The organism is Aeromicrobium sp., from assembly GCF_049586495.1.
Lineage (GTDB): Bacteria > Actinomycetota > Actinomycetes > Propionibacteriales > Nocardioidaceae > Aeromicrobium.
In genome coordinates this window covers 1-17873 of sequence record NZ_JBAVCB010000147.1, presented here as the reverse complement: position 1 = coordinate 17873, position 17873 = coordinate 1, and the positions used below count along the sequence as shown (strand labels likewise).

The 17873-nt window shown below is 65.2% G+C and carries 14 protein-coding genes; 8 read left to right on the top strand and 6 right to left on the bottom strand.

From position 1 onward, the window contains the following. The 4 genes from WB508_RS07900 to WB508_RS07885 all read left to right on the top strand — a co-directional run. On the top strand, positions 1 to 1084 hold a 1084-nt coding region (locus tag WB508_RS07900), incomplete at its 5' end, for a UDP-galactopyranose/dTDP-fucopyranose mutase family protein (RefSeq protein ID WP_423844340.1). Positions 1085 to 1329: 245 nt separating this feature from the next. Continuing rightward, positions 1330 to 1566 carry a LapA family protein gene (locus WB508_RS07895; protein ID WP_423844339.1) on the top strand — a complete coding sequence of 79 codons (237 nt, stop codon included), beginning with the start codon at positions 1330 to 1332 and terminating at the stop codon, positions 1564 to 1566. 91 nt (positions 1567 to 1657) lie between these two features. Next, a complete protein-coding gene (locus WB508_RS07890; protein WP_423844338.1) occupies positions 1658 to 2845 on the top strand; it encodes a CDP-glycerol glycerophosphotransferase family protein in 1188 nt (395 codons plus the stop codon). Further along, positions 2842 to 3741 (top strand): CatB-related O-acetyltransferase, encoded by a 900-nt coding sequence (locus WB508_RS07885; RefSeq protein ID WP_423844337.1) that lies wholly within the window; start codon positions 2842 to 2844, stop codon positions 3739 to 3741. Before WB508_RS07890 ends, WB508_RS07885 begins: the two co-directional genes overlap by 4 nt. 6 nt (positions 3742 to 3747) lie before the next feature. Here WB508_RS07885 and WB508_RS07880 read toward each other — a convergent pair whose 3' ends face one another. From WB508_RS07880 to WB508_RS07870, 3 genes are all read right to left on the bottom strand, one after another. Beyond that, on the bottom strand, positions 3748 to 5676 hold the full coding sequence (locus WB508_RS07880) for a CDP-glycerol glycerophosphotransferase family protein (protein ID WP_423844336.1): 1929 nt from the start codon (positions 5674 to 5676) through the stop codon (positions 3748 to 3750). A gap of 101 nt (positions 5677 to 5777) precedes the next feature. Then, positions 5778 to 7814 (bottom strand): fibronectin type III domain-containing protein, encoded by a 2037-nt coding sequence (locus WB508_RS07875; protein WP_423844335.1) that lies wholly within the window; start codon positions 7812 to 7814, stop codon positions 5778 to 5780. Beyond that, positions 7796 to 9259 (bottom strand): phospholipase D-like domain-containing protein, encoded by a 1464-nt coding sequence (locus WB508_RS07870; RefSeq protein WP_423844334.1) that lies wholly within the window; start codon positions 9257 to 9259, stop codon positions 7796 to 7798. The genes WB508_RS07875 and WB508_RS07870 overlap by 19 nt, the downstream gene beginning before the upstream one ends. Positions 9260 to 9455: 196 nt before the next feature. Here WB508_RS07870 and WB508_RS07865 point away from each other — a divergent pair, with 196 nt between their 5' ends. From WB508_RS07865 to WB508_RS07850, 4 genes are all read left to right on the top strand, one after another. Continuing rightward, positions 9456 to 10166: a copper resistance CopC family protein gene (locus WB508_RS07865; RefSeq protein WP_423844333.1), complete on the top strand. Its 711-nt coding sequence runs from the start codon at positions 9456 to 9458 to the stop codon at positions 10164 to 10166. A 143-nt stretch (positions 10167 to 10309) separates the two neighbouring features. Continuing rightward, positions 10310 to 12148: an IPT/TIG domain-containing protein gene (locus WB508_RS07860; RefSeq protein WP_423844332.1), complete on the top strand. Its 1839-nt coding sequence runs from the start codon at positions 10310 to 10312 to the stop codon at positions 12146 to 12148. A 72-nt stretch (positions 12149 to 12220) separates the two neighbouring features. Then, positions 12221 to 13852, top strand: a complete 1632-nt coding sequence (locus WB508_RS07855) for an IPT/TIG domain-containing protein (protein ID WP_423844331.1) — start codon at positions 12221 to 12223, stop codon at positions 13850 to 13852. A gap of 178 nt (positions 13853 to 14030) precedes the next feature. Then, positions 14031 to 15548, top strand: a complete 1518-nt coding sequence (locus tag WB508_RS07850; protein WP_423844330.1) for an IPT/TIG domain-containing protein — start codon at positions 14031 to 14033, stop codon at positions 15546 to 15548. A gap of 13 nt (positions 15549 to 15561) precedes the next feature. On the opposite strand, the gene WB508_RS07845 is transcribed toward WB508_RS07850, so the two are convergent. From WB508_RS07845 to WB508_RS07835, 3 genes are all read right to left on the bottom strand, one after another. After that, complete coding sequence (locus WB508_RS07845; RefSeq protein ID WP_423844329.1) at positions 15562 to 16905, bottom strand: Gfo/Idh/MocA family oxidoreductase; 1344 nt, start codon at positions 16903 to 16905, stop codon at positions 15562 to 15564. Positions 16906 to 16934: 29 nt separating this feature from the next. Beyond that, positions 16935 to 17657 (bottom strand): 2-C-methyl-D-erythritol 4-phosphate cytidylyltransferase, encoded by a 723-nt coding sequence (ispD, locus tag WB508_RS07840; protein WP_423844328.1) that lies wholly within the window; start codon positions 17655 to 17657, stop codon positions 16935 to 16937. Positions 17658 to 17696: 39 nt separating this feature from the next. Continuing rightward, positions 17697 to 17873: SIP domain-containing protein (locus tag WB508_RS07835; protein WP_423844341.1), on the bottom strand; the 177-nt coding region annotated here is incomplete at its 5' end.

Sequence of the window (17873 nt, the reverse complement as noted above, 5' to 3'; positions counted from 1 at the left end):
GGTCCAGGTGATCGACCGCCGCGATCACATCGGCGGCAACGCCTACAGCGCACCCGAGCCCGAGACTGGCATCGAAGTGCACCAGTACGGCGCGCACCTGTTCCACACCTCGAACGAACGCGTCTGGGAGTACGCAAACCGTTTCACCGCATTCACCGATTATCAGCACCACGTGTACTCCACGTACCGCGATGAGGTGTACCCCCTGCCGATCAATCTGGGCACGATCAACCAGTTCAACCGATCAGCGTTCACTCCTGACCAGGCCCGCGCGTGGGTGGCCGAGCAGGCCGGGTCATTTCTCGGCGAGCCGCAGAACCTGGAGGAGAAGGGCATCTCATTGATCGGACGCCCCCTCTATGAGGCGTTCATCGCCGGATACACCGCCAAGCAGTGGCAGACCGACCCGCGGGAGCTCGGCGCCGACATCATCAGCCGGCTCCCGGTGCGCTACACCTATGACAACCGCTACTTCTCCGACACCCACGAGGGGCTGCCGGTCGACGGGTACACCGCGTGGATCGAGCGCATGGCCGACGACCCGAGGATCACGGTCACGCTCGACACCGACTTCTTCGACGAGTCGCAGCCTTTCAACAAGGTGGCCACGGCCGGAGTCCTTCCGGTCGTCTACACCGGCGCGATCGACCGCTACTTCGACTTCGCCCACGGCGACCTGTCGTGGCGCACGCTCGACTTCGAGACCGAGGTGCTGCCGGTCGGCGACTTCCAGGGCACCCCGGTCATGAACTATGCGGATCCTGAGATCGCGTACACGCGCATCCACGAGTTCCGCCACTTCCACCCCGAACGCGACTACTACCCCGCAGACAAGACGGTCGTGATGCGCGAGTTCAGCCGGTTTGCCGACAACGCGGCGGCCGACGAGCCCTACTACCCGGTCAACACCCCGCAGGACCGCGAGCGGCTGCTGGCCTACCGCGAGCTGGCCAAGGCCGAGTCCGGTGTGCACTTCGGTGGACGACTCGGCACGTATCAGTACCTCGACATGCACATGGCGATCGGTGCAGCGTTGAGCATGTACGACAACACGCTGCATCCGTTGCTCGCCCCTCGATCCTGAGGCCGCTTACGCTGGAGGCGGGGGCATCCTCGTCTCCCACCACTGATCAGGAGCACACCGTGACCGAGGGCAACGACACTTCCTCCGCAGACCAGCCGACCGGTTCGGGAGTCCCGACCGCGAGCGATCGTCCCGCGGCGCCCCCATCCCCCGCTACCCCGCCCCGGAAGCCGGACGCAAAGCCGGACTCACAGGCGGGGCGCCAGCCCGGCATGACGTCCGGCGGCAAGGTTCGTCACGGCCGAGTGAGCGCTCTGTACGTCGGATTGATCGTGGCGGCCATCCTGACCATCTTCCTGCTGGTGTTCATCGCGCAGAACTCCGACAGCGTGGCGGTCAAGTTCCTCGGCTTCGAGGGCCAAATCTCCTTGGCTGTGGCGCTTTTGCTGTCTGCTGTGATCGGCGTGCTCGTCGTGGCTGTTCCTGGGTCATTGCGCATCGTGCAGCTGCGTCGCGCGTTGCGCAAGAACGCCAACACCTGAGTCAGAACCAATCCACCGATACCCACGCCGCGCCCGTTGCTCGGCCCGCCGAGGGGTCATACTCACCAGCCAGCCGCTAGCCTGATCAGTCATGGGCAAGATGATGTCGTGGGCCACCGACCGGGTTCGACGGTCCCCCCGTCTTCCGGGCACCTACGTCAACCGGGTCAGCGACCTGGAAGACCGCCTCACCCCCCTCACGGCCACCGTCATCGTGTGGTTCCCGACGGCTCCCGACAGCCTCTACCAGATCCGCCCGTGGTTCCACGCCCTCGAACAGCTGCACCGCGTCCACCCGGTACTCGTGGTGTGTCGAGACTCGCGAGTCAGCGCTCACGTGCGCGCCGCTTCGTCCTTGAACGCCCTCTCGCTCGGCACGTCAGCAGAGCTCGACGAGCTGCTGGCGATCAGTCCTGATGTCCGCATCGCGTTGTACGTCAATCTTGATCCGTTGGACTTCGACTGCCTCCGGTTTCGGTCGATGCTGCACGTCTACATCGGACACGGAGACAGCGACAAACGGGTTTTTGCCTCCAATCAGGTCAAGGCTTTCGATCACTACTTCGTGGCGGGATCCGCGGCCATCGACCGACTGGAAGCGGAGCTGATGTTTTACGACGCTCGGGGCCACGCTGTCGTGATCGGGCAGCCCCAGCTGGACGGCGCCGCTGTGCAGTGGGAGGCTCCCGTCACGGGCCCCGGGTCACGGATCGTCTACGCACCGACGTGGGAGGGCGCCCATCCGTCGATGTCATACACCTCTGTCAGCAGTCATGGCGAGGCGATCGTCTCCTCGCTGCTGCGGGCTGGTCACGAGATCGTCTATCGACCTCACCCGTTCACCGGCCGTCACGACCCGACCGCCGCCGATGCCGATCGCCGCATCCGGGCCATGGTCATGGCAGCTGGCCACCACGTCGACGAGACGCCAGATCTGCGTGCTTCCTTCGGGTCCGCGGCGGCCTTGATCACCGACGTGTCGGCCGTCGTCAGCTACTGGATGCCGTCCGGTCGTCCGGTGCTCGTGACAGTGCCAGATGGCACCGATGCGGCGCCGGGAACGCTGGCCACCCGGCTGCCTCGCCTGCGGGTCGCCGATGCCGCGGCCGCAGCCGACCACGTCGCGGACCTGCTGCGCAACCCGCCCAACGTGACCGACGACATTGCCACACACCTGGGCGACGTCACTCCTGGTGCCGCGACCACAGCCTTCGTCGAGGCCGTTTCTGCGGCCATTTCTCGTCGCAACGCAGCGTGGGACGCGAAGAAGCCTGCGTGAGTGAGTTGAACAGCATCCCCTCACCGGATCATGCCGCCGAGCCGGCGGCTGATGACGGCGCCGACTCACGTGACCCGGCTCAGGTCAGTGAGGAGGAGCGCGCATCGGTTGCTGGCCACGCCCGGGTGCATGTCCTGGCGGGCCACACGGTCGAGGTCGAGCCGCCGGTGGCGTTCCTCGGCCGGTTCGGTTTCAACAGCTCCACCCGCGTCGGTGCGTTCACCTACCTCTACAGCGGCTTGGCCGTCTGGGTCGGCTCGATCGGACGATACTGCTCGATCGCGGGAAAGATCAGGATCGGCGACCACGAGCATCCCACCGACTGGTTGAGCTCGAGTGCATTTCAGTACAACGAGGAACGATTCAGCTTCCATCCAGCCGGGCTCAGCACCCGCATTCCCGAGGAAGCCTGCGACTTCCGCGGCGAACCGCCTGTCATCGGCAACGACGTGTGGATCGGTTCGGGGGTGACGATCCTGCGTGGTGTGACGATCGGCGACGGTGCGGTCGTCGCCTCCTCCGCTGTCGTCACCAAAGACGTCGCTCCGTACGCCATCGTGGGGGGAGTCCCGGCCCGACTCATTTCGCACCGGTTCGACGCCCAGACGATCGCAGAGCTGCTGGACCTGCAGTGGTGGCGCTTCTCACCCGCGCAGCTCAACGGCGTGCCCTTTAACGACATCCACGCTGCGATCGCCGAGGTGCGCCAGCGCATCAGCGCTGGCATGCAGCCCTACGCTCCAGACTGGGTGACCTTGCCGTTCCCGCCACCGGCGCCACCACCTGCACCGGAGCCGCCCACACCACCACCACCTCCGCCACCTCCCACCCGCGCGCAGCGAGTGAGGAGAGCACTGCGACCCAGAACGAGGCTGCGTCGGTTGATGTCACGCTGACCATCGTCAGTCGTCGTCGGGATCCTCTGAGTCGTCGGCCGCCTGATCGATCATCGGATCGCCGATGGCCGAGATGCGGAATCGGTTCGCGATCGTCCCGGCGTGCACGATCGACTCGCGCGTCACCCGCTCGGTCTCGTCGAGGAAGGCCCGCATGGGACCCTGCGGCAGATCCCCCAGCACGTACTTGCCCTGATCGATGCGCTCGGCCCGTCGCGAGTCCGCACCGAGCGCGTCGCGCAAGATGAGGTCGAAGTTGCCGAGGTCGCCATCCAGCAGGTAGCTGGATCTCTGGGTCGGAAAGGTGCTCAAAAACTGACTGACGGGCATCTGGACCGGGTTGGACACGATGATCGGTCGCTCGGTGTACAGGTAGTCGGTCACGACGCTGGAGATGTCCGAGATCATCAGATCGGACTGGTCGAAGGCGTCATACAAGGTGACCGGCGACGACGGGTCGACGAACACGTGATCGCCTGCCTCGAGCATCTCCGCGATGGCGATGCGGGCCGCGTTCATGCCGGGACGCTGGACGCCGCTGTTGGGGTGCGGCTTGAAGATGATGCGCAGGTCTGGGTACTCGGTCAGGAGGTGTCGAATCATCGCCGGACCCATGCGTTCCAACGAGGAATAGTTCGACTCCTCGTAATAGCCCTCGAAGGTGGGGGCGTACAGCAGGGTCGATCGACCGGCACCCCGCGGCCCGACCTGCAGGCGCGCCATCTGCGGCCGGCCGACGATCGCGTAGTTCTTGTCCGGAATCGTGATGCCAGCCGATTCGTACCGGTCGATCGCCGCCTGCCCTGCCACCCACACCTCGTCGTAGACCCGTGACACAGGGTTGGCGCTGGTGGACTTGTCGCTGTCGCCGTGGTTGAGGAAGACGTGCTTGACGGCAGCCTCGCGCAGCAGGTGCACGTTCTTGCCGGCGTTGGCCAGGTAGTACGCGATGTGAACGCGCCCCGACGTGAGCTCCTCGACGTGGCGGGTCTTGGGCGACCAGATGATCGGTAAGGACGTCTCCTGCACCGGCGACAAGTTCGTGGCCTCGCGGATCAACACGAATCCCGGCGACGGAACCTGCTCGATCACCGGGATCCACTGGTTGAGGATGTAGCCAGACTGTCCAGCACCGGCCGCCAGGTACGTGACGTGGGTCGGCTTCAAGTCATCGAGGAATCGTTGCAGATCGGTGGTCAGCCGCTCGGTCGTCTCCTCCGAGCCGAGTCTGCGCGCGATCATCGCGTTCCAGACGCCGCCGCCGATGCTCAGGATCCAGGCTGCTGCCACGATCCACCACGCCAGAGCGACGCGACCGTCCGTTCCGACGACTGCGACGGCCGCGACAGCCGCGGCCAGCAGCGACACCTGCGGTGCCGACTGGATCATGCCCCGCATGTACAGCCTGGCCATGGTAGGCAATGGCTCGGCCTGGACGCCGTGCGGGATGTACCGCACCGCGACCTGCTTGCCGGCCAGCCAGCGCGCGGACAACCGGTACAAGAACTGCCCGCCATAGGAGCCGAAGCCCAGCAAGATGACCGCGGCCGCGGTCGGTCCCTCGTCGCTGCGGGCCAGCACGGCCGCGAACAAGCCGACGTAGATCAGCCCCCGCAACGCGTTGTCGACGCGCAGTCGGTGCAGCACGATGGCGTCGCGGCTCATGCCGCGAGCGGCCAGGGCGTCGACGAGCAGCGCCGCAGCCATGGCCGCCAGCGCTACCCAGACCCACCCGAACATCAAGGACAGCACGAGTGCACCGACCGCGGCGTTGATCAGCCAGAAGAAGTAGGTCGCCACGAACTGCACCATGGGGTGGGCCGTGCCGGTCGGGTTGAGCACCGCGATGGCGAACTCAAGTGACGTGCCGAACCGCAAGCGCTTGCCGGTCTTGTTGTTCCCGGCGGCGGCGGTGCGTGACTTCAGATCAAACATGGAACTCCTCGGGACGGAAGGCGTCCGCTGGACACCGCCGTGGTGGTGGAAGACGGTGGGCCGGCGACATTCAAGGGTGGCACCGGCGCCCCGTCACGACGTCAGCGGACCTTGAACTTCCGATACGTCTTGGTCTGGGTGATGTAGCCGTAGTCGCTGTACGTCACTTTCAAGGAGATGTACTTGCGGCGATCCTTCGACGTCAGCTTGTACCGGGGGAAGCACCTGATGCTGCTGCAGAAGTCATCTGGCGGGTAACCGTTGTCGTGGGTGTTGCCGCTCGTGCCGGGAATCTCGACACCGTTGCGGGTCCAGACCCACTCCATCCGCGATCGCGTGGCAGATGAACCGTATTGCGATCCGATCCACTTGTTGAACTTGGTCTTCAGGGTCGTGCCGACCTTGCGCGAGCCGTAGACGTGGATCGAGTACTTCTTGCGGAAGTCCTTCTCCTGCATGACCACGTTGACGTCCGCATCGGAGTAGCGATCTGGCATGCTCAGACAGCTCTCGCCGGCCTCGAGGTGACTGACGACCTTGTGGTCCTTGAGCTTGACGGCGGTGGCAGATGCTTCGAATCCATCGCCGGACTTGTAGATGTAGCGCAACCAGTAGGCGCCGTCGGGCAGACCGTCAAGGGTGTAGGCACCTTGACTGTTGGTGGTGGTGGCCGCCATGACGTCGCGGTCGTAACGATTGCCCACCAGCTCGCTCCAGCAGCTGCGAGCGGTCACGTCGACCGCTGGTAACGGGGCGCCCTTGGTCTCGCCCTCGGCGACGTAGGGATCGCGGACAGTGCCCTCGACCTTCCCGCCCGTTCCCAGGGTGACGGTCGGAGCGGCCCGGTTGGCATTCGCGGCGACGGCCAGATTTGTGCCATCAGCCCAGTTCATGGTGCCGACGGACTCGGTGCGTGCCCACAGCGACGTGTAGTTGGCCGATCCTGTGTAGGAGGCGTGGATGCGGTAGATCCCTGGCCGAACGGCGATCGTGTAGTTGCCATTGCGGTCGACGTCGGCCGCCTCGACCAGGTTGCCCTCGTCGCCGGCGCCCGATTTGGTCTGGTACGCCGTCACGACCAGGTCCTTGAGCGCGGTCGTCGGAATTCCCGTGACGTTGCCCGTGATGGTTCCGCGCGACGTGGGTGTCTTGGTCTGCAACACGTCCGAGGAGTCTGACTTCCGGGCCGAGCCGCCCTCATCCACCACGTAGACGCGCATGAAGTAGTTGACGTTGGGGGTCAGGCCAGTGATCGTCTTGGAGGTGGCCGCCGTCGCAGCGGCTGTCTTCACGTCCTTGGTGACGGCCGCGTTCGTGCCGTACTGCACGACGTACTTGTAGCCGGCCGGGAGGACGTCGGGCGCCTTCCACTCCAAGGTGATCTCAGTCGACTTCTGCACCGTCATCTTGAGATCTGACGGGCCGCTGACGTCGAAGTTGGACGTGGTGATCGTGATCGCCTTCGAATACGGACCCACCCGCACAGCAGGTGCATCTCCGTTGGCCGGGAGCAGCGACGCCACCCACACGTAGTACGTGGAATTGCGCTTCAGGCCGGTGATCTTGCCGTTGGGGTCCGATCCGACATCCTTGATGTGGGCCTCGGAGCGATCCGCCTTGTTCTCGGCTCGCAGCCGCCAGCCGGGGGTGCCGAGCGTGGCGGCGTTGAAGACCCATTCCACCTGCGCGAACGTGGTACCGATGTTCTGGGGGCTGATGCCGTCGACCGAACCGTACTCGTACTTCGGGGTTGCGTCGACCACGGTGCTCGGCTCGCTCTTGGCGCCACCCACGTCCACCGCGGAGACCCGAAAGTAGTACCGCGTGTCGCGAGTCAGGCCCCCGATGTACGCCACCGTCTTGGTCAGATTGTCATCATTGGTGTACGTGGAGGTGGTCGAGCTGGAGAACGAGCTCCGCGTCGAGTACTCCACCAGGTAGCGCGCCGCGTCGGGGACGGCGTCCCAGTTGACCTCGACGGTGTCGTTGCCCAGCGACTCCGCAACAGGGTTCTGGGGAGTTCCCGCAGCCGCGCCGGCTGATGAGGGCACCAGGAGCGACGCGACGACAGCAAGTCCGACAAGGACCCACAGACGCCGGGCTCGATCGGCCCAAGACATCACGTGGTCGGTTTGCATGTGGTGCTCCCCTGGTTCATCTCATTCCACCCGGCCATGAACTTGGCGTAGAGGCGACGAGCGTCGTCCTTGTAGGCCGGTGACGTGCGGCGCGAATCGATCAGCAGCATGTGCTCGTCGCTGTACCGCAGACCCGAGGTGGACATGTTGGCCGTGCCGAAGAGCACCCGGCCCTCGTTGTTGCGTCGAGAACCGATCAGCACGTACTTGGTGTGCAGCGGCGTGGCGGAGCAGCGCACCTTGATGCCCGCGTTGGCCAGCAGACTGGCCGTTGCCTTGGTGATCGTGGCCATGCCACCTTTCGGGGACAGCATGATCTTGACGTTGCATCCGCCGCTGGCCAGTCGCTTGGCGGCGCGGGCAAACTGTTCGGCTCGGGCATCGCTCAGGCGAAACATGCCCACCCGAACCGTGCCATCGACCTTGCAGTCAACGTCATCGAACTGCTTGGCGAAGTAGTCACGCGCCGTCTGCGGCTGCGGGCTGAACGAGACCGTGGTGCCGCGCCCGTTGTCCGTGGGGTGGCGGTAGACCGGATCGACCCAGACGTTCGGGTAGTAGCCGCCCATCGACTTGCCATCAACCAGCGTCTGGCCCGACGCCGCGTTCACGCCCGACAGGGAGCAGTACTTGTCGACGGCGCAGTACCGCATGCCCTCGAATCGCTTGACGAACAGGTCGTACATGCTGATGTCGTCATAGATCAGCGATCCATCGGCCATGTAGCTGCGCGTCTGCCCGCGGGAGATGTTGGCCGACGTGGAGTAGATGGCTGGGTGCGGTCCACTGGTCGTGCTGTTGGGCCAGATCGTGTCACTGATCGTGATGAACTTCTCATGGTTGATCGAGTTCGGCAGCACCTTCGAGGTGTTGGTCTCGTAGCAACCGTTGGTGCACCACTTCAGATCGCCCTTGACGATCGGCGAGTTGGGGCCGAGGCGTGCGGTGATCTGCTTCTTGCCGAGCGAGGAGGTGATGCCGCCACCGTCGAGGACGAGTCGGACCTTGACCCCGCGCTCCTTGACCACGTAGTCCAGCGCCGTCCAGATCTGCTCGGGGTCGGACTCAGGCCGGTCGACCGTGCCGAGCGCGCGGATGAAGAACATGCCGATGTCGATCCGCGAGTTCGGGGCAGCGCCGCACACGATCTGAGCGATGCGCTTGGAGAAGTTCCACGGGGTGTTGTTGCCGGCATCGCCAAAACCACGGGTGTCCATGTCGAACATGTTGAAGAACACGTCGTACGCTGGCGGGGTGGCGGTGAACGTCGGGCAGTCCTCAGCGGACGGGCCCGCCACGTCGCCGGGAGTGCCATTGGGATCCGGGGTCCATTCCAGCGCCACTGCAGGGCTGAGCGCCAGCAACGACGAGGTGACGAAGGCGACTGCCACCATCGCCCCGCGGCGTCGACCGGACGCCTCGCGCCGCCTGTTCAGACCCAGCATGCACTATCTCCGCTTCGCTTCGGGATCCTGCGAGCAACGCCCGGACGTCCGGATGCACGGCACCCTCGGAGGCCCGATGCGTCGCAATCTGAAGTAGGTTATCAGTTGAAACCGGTTCAGCCTGGACGTACCGACCGTCGGCCCGCTCCCCGGACGTGCACACAGGCGACATCTGGACCACCGGGAAGGATCACCCATGGCGCGCCGTCTCGCTGCTCTCGCCCTTGCCGTCTTGGCCCTCCTCGTCGCGAGTCCGGCCGTCGCGGCAGACCCTGCCCCCTTGGCGATGGAGCCCCGCGTGCGCGAGGAGCTCGCTCGGCCGCCCTCAGCCGTGACGATGGCGTTCGCCTGGAAGATCATCCCCGATTCGGCGCGCATCTACGTGCTCGACGCGAACGGCAAGAGCGTGACCAGCGGTCCTCCGACGGTCGACACCACGAACATGACGTCTCAGCTGGAGTTCGACCTTCCACGCGGAACCTACTCGGTCTACTACCGGGCCAACGACCGTTCCAACGTCCTGATCGGCGGCGCCTATCAATTCTCTGTCGGCAAGGGAACGTGGACCAAGCTCGACTCCCCCGCGACATGGTCCGGGTCTCCGGACCAACCGTCGATCTTCGCCGGCAACAACCCCAATCGGCCCTCCGCCGACGACGAGCCGGCACCTACGACGACCGAGTCTCCCGGAGTGGAGATCGTCACCGAGGACGGCACCGTGCTGCGTCCCGACCAGGTGTCCGACGACGCCACCGGCGAGGCGTCCGACAGTGGCCTTCCGTGGTGGTGGATCGCGGGCGGCGCCGTCGTGGCCGCTGTCGGCGTCGCGACTGCTCTCGTCGTCCGACGCCGCAGCCGTGAGCTGTCTGAGACGGAGCACTTCGTCGAGGGGGACGATCCCGTCTGAGCGGTGCCCCCGCCCCTCGTCACATCAGCATCACTGATCACACTGATCACACCAGTGTTGTTTAGAAACCCTTGCCACAGAGGTCACATTCAGTAGTAGGGTTCCTCAGGTACCACACCCGAAACAGGCTGCCGAGGACCGACATGCTGACTTCCCCCACTCTCTCGTCGCCCACACGACGAGCAGAGCGCTGGACGATGCTGTCGCTGGTCATCGCCGTGATCTGCGCGCTCGGACTCGTCAGCGCGCCAGCGCAAGCAGCCAGCGCACCGGTGCTCACCTCGATGTCCGCCACGGCGGGGCCGGAGGCCGGAGGTCGAACCATCACGATCACTGGCAAGTACTTCACCAAGACCAGTCGGGTGCGGTTCGGGTCGACCTACGCACAAGCGGTGCGCTACTCCTCCAGCACCAAGCTGACCGTCGACACCCCGCCACACACGGCTGGTCGAGTCGATGTCCGCGTCAAGACGTCCGTCGGAACATCTGCGGTCACGCCCAACGGCGTCTTCACCTACCGGAAGATTCCGGTCATCTCCACGCTGTCGCCCGACACCGGGCCGGGCAAGGGTGGGACCACGGTCACGATCGACGGCAAGTACTACACGTCGACCACCAAGGTCCGGTTCGGGGCGATCTACTCCACGGAGGTCAAGAAGATCTCCAGCACCCGCCTGACGGCGGTCACACCCGCGGGCGTGATCGGAGCGGCGAGCGTCCAGGTCAAGTCATCAGGCGGATGGTCCGTCGCCTCGGACGCCAACACCTTCACCTACACGGCGCCGCCGACGCTGACCTCGTTGTCCGCGACCGAAGGGAAGCCGGCGGGCGGCGAAACGATCACGATCCGCGGCACTGCCTTCACGCCTGACTCGACCGTCGACTTCGGCGACACGCCCGCCACGTCAGTTCGCGTCGCCTCGTCGACCCAGCTCACTGCAGTGACGCCGCCGCACCCCATCGACAAGGTTCAGGTGACGGTCACGACCCCGTCAGGCAGCTCGCCTGAGACGTCTGAGGGAGTGTTCCAGTACGGCGCCCCTGCCGATCGGCTCTTCAATGTCGGCAGCTTCAACGTTCGAGTCGGGAGCGGGTACGACTCGTCTCGGGGGCCCAACGAGGAGCGGTGGAGGGTGCGCGTGCCGGTCGTGGTCAGCCAGATCAAGCGCGAGAAGCTCGATGTGATCGGCGTGCAGGAGGCGTCCGCCAGCACCAAGCACACCGCAACCGGCGTGGCTCAGTTCCAGGACATCGTCAACCGGTTGGGCTCCCCGTACAAGATCACGAACACCCACCGCTACTGCTACGAGGCAGACAGATCTGGCCGGTGCAAGACCGGCGCCAGCAGCTCAGATCGCATCATCTACAACTCTTCTCGCCTGACCATGATCAATCAGGGCGCCCGCAAGCTCGACAATCGCAGCGCGACCGATGGTTCTGGGCGCTACGTGGTGTGGGCCACCTTCAAGGAACAGCGCACCGGCAAGTCGTTCTTCTTCGTCAACACCCACCTCGAACCCAACAAGAATGGCGGCTCCAACGGGGCAGTCCGGTCCACACAGATGGCCATCATCCTGGACGAGATCAAGGTCAAGAACCCGTCGGATCTGCCCATCGTCTTCGCCGGCGACCTGGCGGCCAGCAAGTTCGACTCCCAGAATCCGCCCAACGTCGCCCACACGATGCTGACCGACGCCGGATTCCTCGATCCGCTGGTGAACACCTACCGGTACAAGGGCGCGGAGACCCTGGTCGCCGAGGCCATCAACACGCGGTACAACAGCCTCAACTACTTCCAGTCCACTCCCCTGACGGTTCACGAGAGCTATGCGATCGGTTCGTACGTCGACTACATCCTCATCCGCGGAGGGCTGCAGATGACGAGGTGGCACACGGTGGTCGACGTTGATTCGGCCGGTCGGTTCACCGGTGTCATTCCCTCCGATCACAACCTGGTCACCCTGACGGTCGGGTTACTCTAGGAACATCGCGCCGACGGATCACGCCCGGGCGCGTCGTCAGTCACGGTGTGAGGGATCCCGAGGAGCACGGTCATGGCACGGCACTCGAGCCCCTCCTCGGGTACTGCTGGGCGCGGCCCGGCCCGACGCAGACGAATCGCTCGGCGACGCCGACGGACCCGCATCGCCCTCCTCGCGGGGGTCGGAGCTGGGGTGGTCACTGGCGCCGTGGCCCTCGTCGCCTCCCCGACGACCCAGCTGTTCTCGGACCCGGCGCCTCTCGTACGGACCCTGTCGTCGGACTCCGGGCCCGTGGCAGGGGGGACCGAGGTCGTCATCACCGGCTCAGGATTCACCGCACGCCCTGTGGTGACCTTTGGCGGCCAGCGCGCCGAGGTGCGCAGGTCCTCACCCAGCCAGATCGTGGTGGATGTGCCGGCCAGCGACGCCGGCAGCGTCAACGTCCACGTCCGCACGGCGGACGGCTCCTCCAGGGCGGCCGCCAACGCACAGTTCACCTACGTGGCTCCCCCCACCGTCACCGAGATCTCGCCAACCCAAGGCAGCACCAAGGGCGGAACCAAGGTGACGATCACGGGCACTGACTTCGTCGACGGGACCACCGTCCGTTTTGGCAAGACCGAAGCCAGCGACGTGAAGGTCACGTCCCCGACGACCTTGACAGCCACCACGCCGTCCAAGGGCTATGGGATCGTCAACGCGTACGTCACCACTCCGTTCGGGGAGTCGGACAAGACGAAGGACACCAAGTTCCGGATGGGCAGCGACGGTCAGCTCAAGCTGCGCGTCGGAAGCTTCAACGTCCGGGTTGCCAGCGGATATGCCAAGATGCGTTCTTCGAAGCTGGAGCGTCCGTGGACCACTCGACTGCCCGTGGTGGCCAACCAGATCACGCGCGAGGGCCTCGACGTGGTCGGGATCCAAGAGGCGTCGGCCAGTGGCAAGTACACCCGCACCGGTCGCTCCCAGTTCCACGACATCGTCGCGGCGCTGGGCTCCCCCTACCAGTTGACCAACAGCGAGCGTTACTGCTCGGGCGCCGGCGCCGGGGGGCGCTGCGCCAACGGCGGCAGCTCGTCGGATCGCATCATCTACAACACCGACCGGCTCAAGCTGTTGGGCCAGGGCAGCCGAAAGCTCGACGGCCGGGGCGCGGGCGACGGTTCGGGTCGGTACGTCGGGTGGGCTCGCTTCCGCGATCTGCGCAGCGACGAAGAGTTCTTGTTCGTGAACACCCATCTCGAACCCGGCAAGGTCAGCGGTACCCGGCTCAGGCAGGCCCGCATCATCCTGAACGAGATCGCGGCGGTCAATGCCGAGAATCTGCCCACCATCATGGTCGGCGACCTCGCCGCCGGAAAGTTCGACAAGCTGTCGCCGCACAATGCGGCTCACGGTGCCTTCACGTCGGCTGGCTTCGTCGATCCCCTGGTCAACACCCGGGGTTACGGCGGCACCGCGGCTCCTGTCGCCGAGCAGATCAACACCCGATACAGCAGCCTGAACTACTTCCGAGCCGCGCCCCAGACGTTGGGGACCCCGATCGGTTCCTACCTGGATTACATCCTGGTCCGCGGGAAGGGGATCGATCTTCTGGAGTGGAAGACCGTCGTTGACCTGGACGGGGCCGGCCGGTTCGCCGGCGTGATCCCCTCCGATCACAACCTGGTGCGCCTCACGATGGTCCTACCGATCACACCGTGACCAGCGCCATCCCACGCGCGCGCCGCGCACGACGAGGCACGAGGTCCTGTCATTTTCCCGCCACGCCAGGATATTCCGGGGTACATTGATTCCTCGTTGCCAGGTGAGGGAGACATTCGGCATGTCGATGTATTCGAGCTGCACACCGCGTCGCCACGTGGCGCCCGTCATCAGTGCGATGACGGCACTTGTCCTGTTCGCAACGACCCTCAGCGTTCTGCTAGCCGCACCAGCCTGGGCGGCGTCGACGACGCCCGCGATCAGCGCGATCTCCCCCACCACAGGTCCGCTCGGTGGCGGGACCAAGGTCACGATCACGGGCGCACGGTTCACCCGCAGCTCGGTGGTGACGTTCGGATCGACCCGAGCCACCAAGGTGACGTACTCGTCCACCACGAAGCTGTATGCCTACGCCCCTCCCGTCAACGCAGCGACGTCGGTGGCGGTCAGGGTCAAGACGTCGAAGGGCACCTCCGGATCCAAGACCTTCAGCTATCGAACACCCCCGGCGATCTCCAGCATCACCCCGGCCACCGGCACCACGCAGGGCGGTGCCACGGTCACGGTGCGGGGCAACAACTTCCTCAAGGACACCACGAAGATCACCTTCGGAGGCATCACGTCCCCCAAGGTGACCTATGTGTCCAGCACCCAGCTGGCCGTCACGACACCGAAGGCGGACGCTGCGGGCCGCGTCGACGTCGTGGCCACCAACAAGTACGGCATCGGCCCGGCTGCGGCGTACGAGTACACCACGCCAGCACCCACCACGAGGCTCGCCGTGGGCAGCTTCAACGTGCGCGTGGCCAGCGCTTCGGAAAGTTCGCAGAATTCGTACGAGCAGAAGTGGACGACGCGCCTCCCTGTGGTCGCTCACCAGATCAGGCGGGCTGATCTCGACGTGCTGGGCATCCAGGAAGCCTCGGCCAGCACCAAGTACACCCGGGGCGGTGTGGCCCAGTTCGCCGACATCCTGGCCGAGCTCGGCTCGCCCTACGCCTTCACCAACACCGACCGCTACTGCAAGGCCCCCGACGAGGCCGGCCGGTGCCCCACAGGGGCCAGCTCGTCAGACCGCATCCTCTACAACACCAACCGGCTACAGATGCAGAACAACGGCTCGCGCAAGCTGGACACGAGAGCGTGGGACAACGGGTCAGGGCGCTACGTCGTCTGGGCCGAGTTCGAGGCGATCAGCTCGGGCAAGAAGTTCTTCTTCGTCAACACCCACCTGGAACCCGGGACCGAGGGCGCCACGCGCCAGCAGCAGGTCGCCATCATCCTGGAGGAGATCGCGGTCCAGAACACGAATAATTTGCCGGTCGTCGTGGTGGGCGACCTCGGTTCGACGAAGTTCGACAGCCAGGTCGTGTCCGGTCACACCAACATCGCGCATCGCTCATTCATCGACGGTGGCTTCACCGATCCCCTGGTGAACACCCCCAAGTACAAGGGGGTCCCGACGTTCGACGCGATCAACGTCAAGTACTCCAGCCTGAACTACTTCAACGCTGCGCCCCAGCTGGTGGCTGGCGCCTACCCGATCGGGTCCTACATCGACTACATCATGACGCGCGGTGGCGTCTTCACCTACCAGCAGTGGGAGACGGTGCTCGATCTCGACGGCGATGGCAACTTCGCCGGCGTGATCCCGTCAGATCACAACCTGATCACGCTCGACCTCACGCTCCAGTGAACGCATCCGGTGGTCAGGCGATGATGTCGGCGTCCGCGCGAGCGGCCTCGATCACGCGAGCCATCCACTGCGACTCAGAGCGACGCAGCTTGAAGTTCTCAGCCTGGCCACGTCGGATCATGTAGCTGAACTCGGCGATCTCGTAGCGCAGGCCGTCACCGTCGAACTTGTAGTAGAACTTCTTGTTCTCGGTGGCATTCTCGAACCGGCACTCGAAGTACTCGGTCTTCCACCACGGGGCCGGGACGTACAGGTAGCCCTTGGTGCCACCGATGACCAGATCGCCCTCCGCCTTGACGCCGAGGCCGACGCGGGCCGATGCGACGGCATGCGGGTAGCGCAGGTCGATGCGCGAGAAGCTGTCGACCGCACCGTCTCCTTCCTTCAGTGACACGGTGCGCTGCTCGACGTGATCCTCACCCAGGAGCTTGACGATGGCCACCAGCGGGTAGCTGGCCAGCTCGGACAGACTGCCGCCGCCCTGTTCAGGATCAAACTCACGCGAGTCGCTGGGCGTGAGCTTGGTGAAGGTCGCATCGACCGACCGGATCTCGCCGATCGATCCGCTCCGGGCGACGGCGACCATCCGCGCGAAGCCAGGAGCGAAGGCCGTCTTGACCGCCTCCAGCAGGACCAGCTCGCGCTCGTCAGCGAGAGCGAACAATTCGGTGGTCTCCGACGCCGTGAGCGTCAACGGCTTCTCGCACAGGACGTGCTTGCCCTGCTCGAGCGCCCGGCGCACGTGCTCGCCGTGAGCCATGTGCGGCGAGGCGATGTAGACCGCATCGACGGCGGCCAGCAGCTCATTGAAATCCTGAGCAGCGAGGTCGAGCTCATGACGATCGACGAACGCCGACACGTTCTCGGGGTTTCGCGACCACGCAGCCGCGACATCGACTCCGCTGACGTAGCGGGCCTCGTCCACGAATCGATGGGCGATACGGCCGGTTCCGACAACCCCGACGCGCAATATGCCGCCTGTCTCGTTGCGGATCATGGTGCTCGAGACACCCTTGGTGCGCTCGAGGTAGACCACCTGGCAGTAGTCATTCAGGTAGTCGAACTTGCCCAACCAGTCCGAGCCGATCGCGAAGATGTCGACGTCGTGCTTTTGGATGTCATTGATCTTCTGGCCTTCGTACTCCTCGATGATGATCTCATCGGCAATCCCGCACGCCTCCACGTTGTGGATGCGCTCCATCAGGCTCTGCTGAACGTTGAGCTTGCCCCGCGCATCGTCGAAGTTCTCGGTGGTGACCGCGACGATCAGATGATCTCCGAGCTCCTTGGCACGCTCCAGCAAGCGGCGATGGCCCTCGTGGAACAAGTCATAGGTGCCGTAGGTGATGACGCGCATCGGACTCCTTCGTCGCAGTTGGAACACCCCTACGCTACCGGTTCACGACCCTGATCTCCTCGCACCCCGGCAAAGTCCGCTGCCGTGGTGAGCTTGATGTTGCGCTCGTCTCCTGGCACCAAGGCGATCGGCACGTCGGGACGGTGCATCGCGACAACTGAGCAGTCATCGGTCAGGTCGCCACCGGCCTGCGCGGCGCGGTGATGCGCATCTTTGATCACCCGCGCACGAAACGCTTGCGGCGTCTGCGCGCGTCGCAGCGTGGCCCGATCGAGCACGTCCACGATTCCCTCGCCATCAGGCCGAACGCGGTAGACGGTGTCGATCGACGCAAGCACGGTGCCGACCGCCTCGTGAGTCGACAACGCGTCGAGACACCGGTCGATCACTGCAGGAGGTACGAACGGACGAGCGACGTCGTGGATCAACACCCACGCGGCATCATCGATCATGGCCAGGCCCGCCGCGGCACTGCTCTGCCGAGTGGCACCGCCGGCCACGACCGTCACCCGTGGCATCATCTCGGCCGCGTGATCAACCAAGTCTGCTGACACCACGACGACGACCCGATCGACCCTGGCGTGGCTGAGGAAGACCTCGACGGCGTGCTCAAGGACCGTTGCGCCGCTCGGCAGCACGACCAGCTGTTTGGGACCGCCCTGCTCAGCGCGCAAGCCCGCACCGCCGGCCAGGAGCAGCGCCACGACGTCGGGCGGGTCGGCATCGGTCTTCTGCGTTGTCCTGGTGCTCACAGGGTCAGCCTAGTGACCGGACTCGGGCTTCCAGGTCGACTAGTCCGCTGACGCCTGCGACGACTTCCAGGTCCGAAAGCCTTCTTCTGTGACTCCGCGGCGCCAGTAGGCCGACACCGACAGGTCGCGTCGATCGACGCCGCGGTCGTTGCGCACGTACGGGCGAACGGACTTCAAGAGGGCAGACTCGCCGTGGATGAAGGCCTGGGCGCGCCC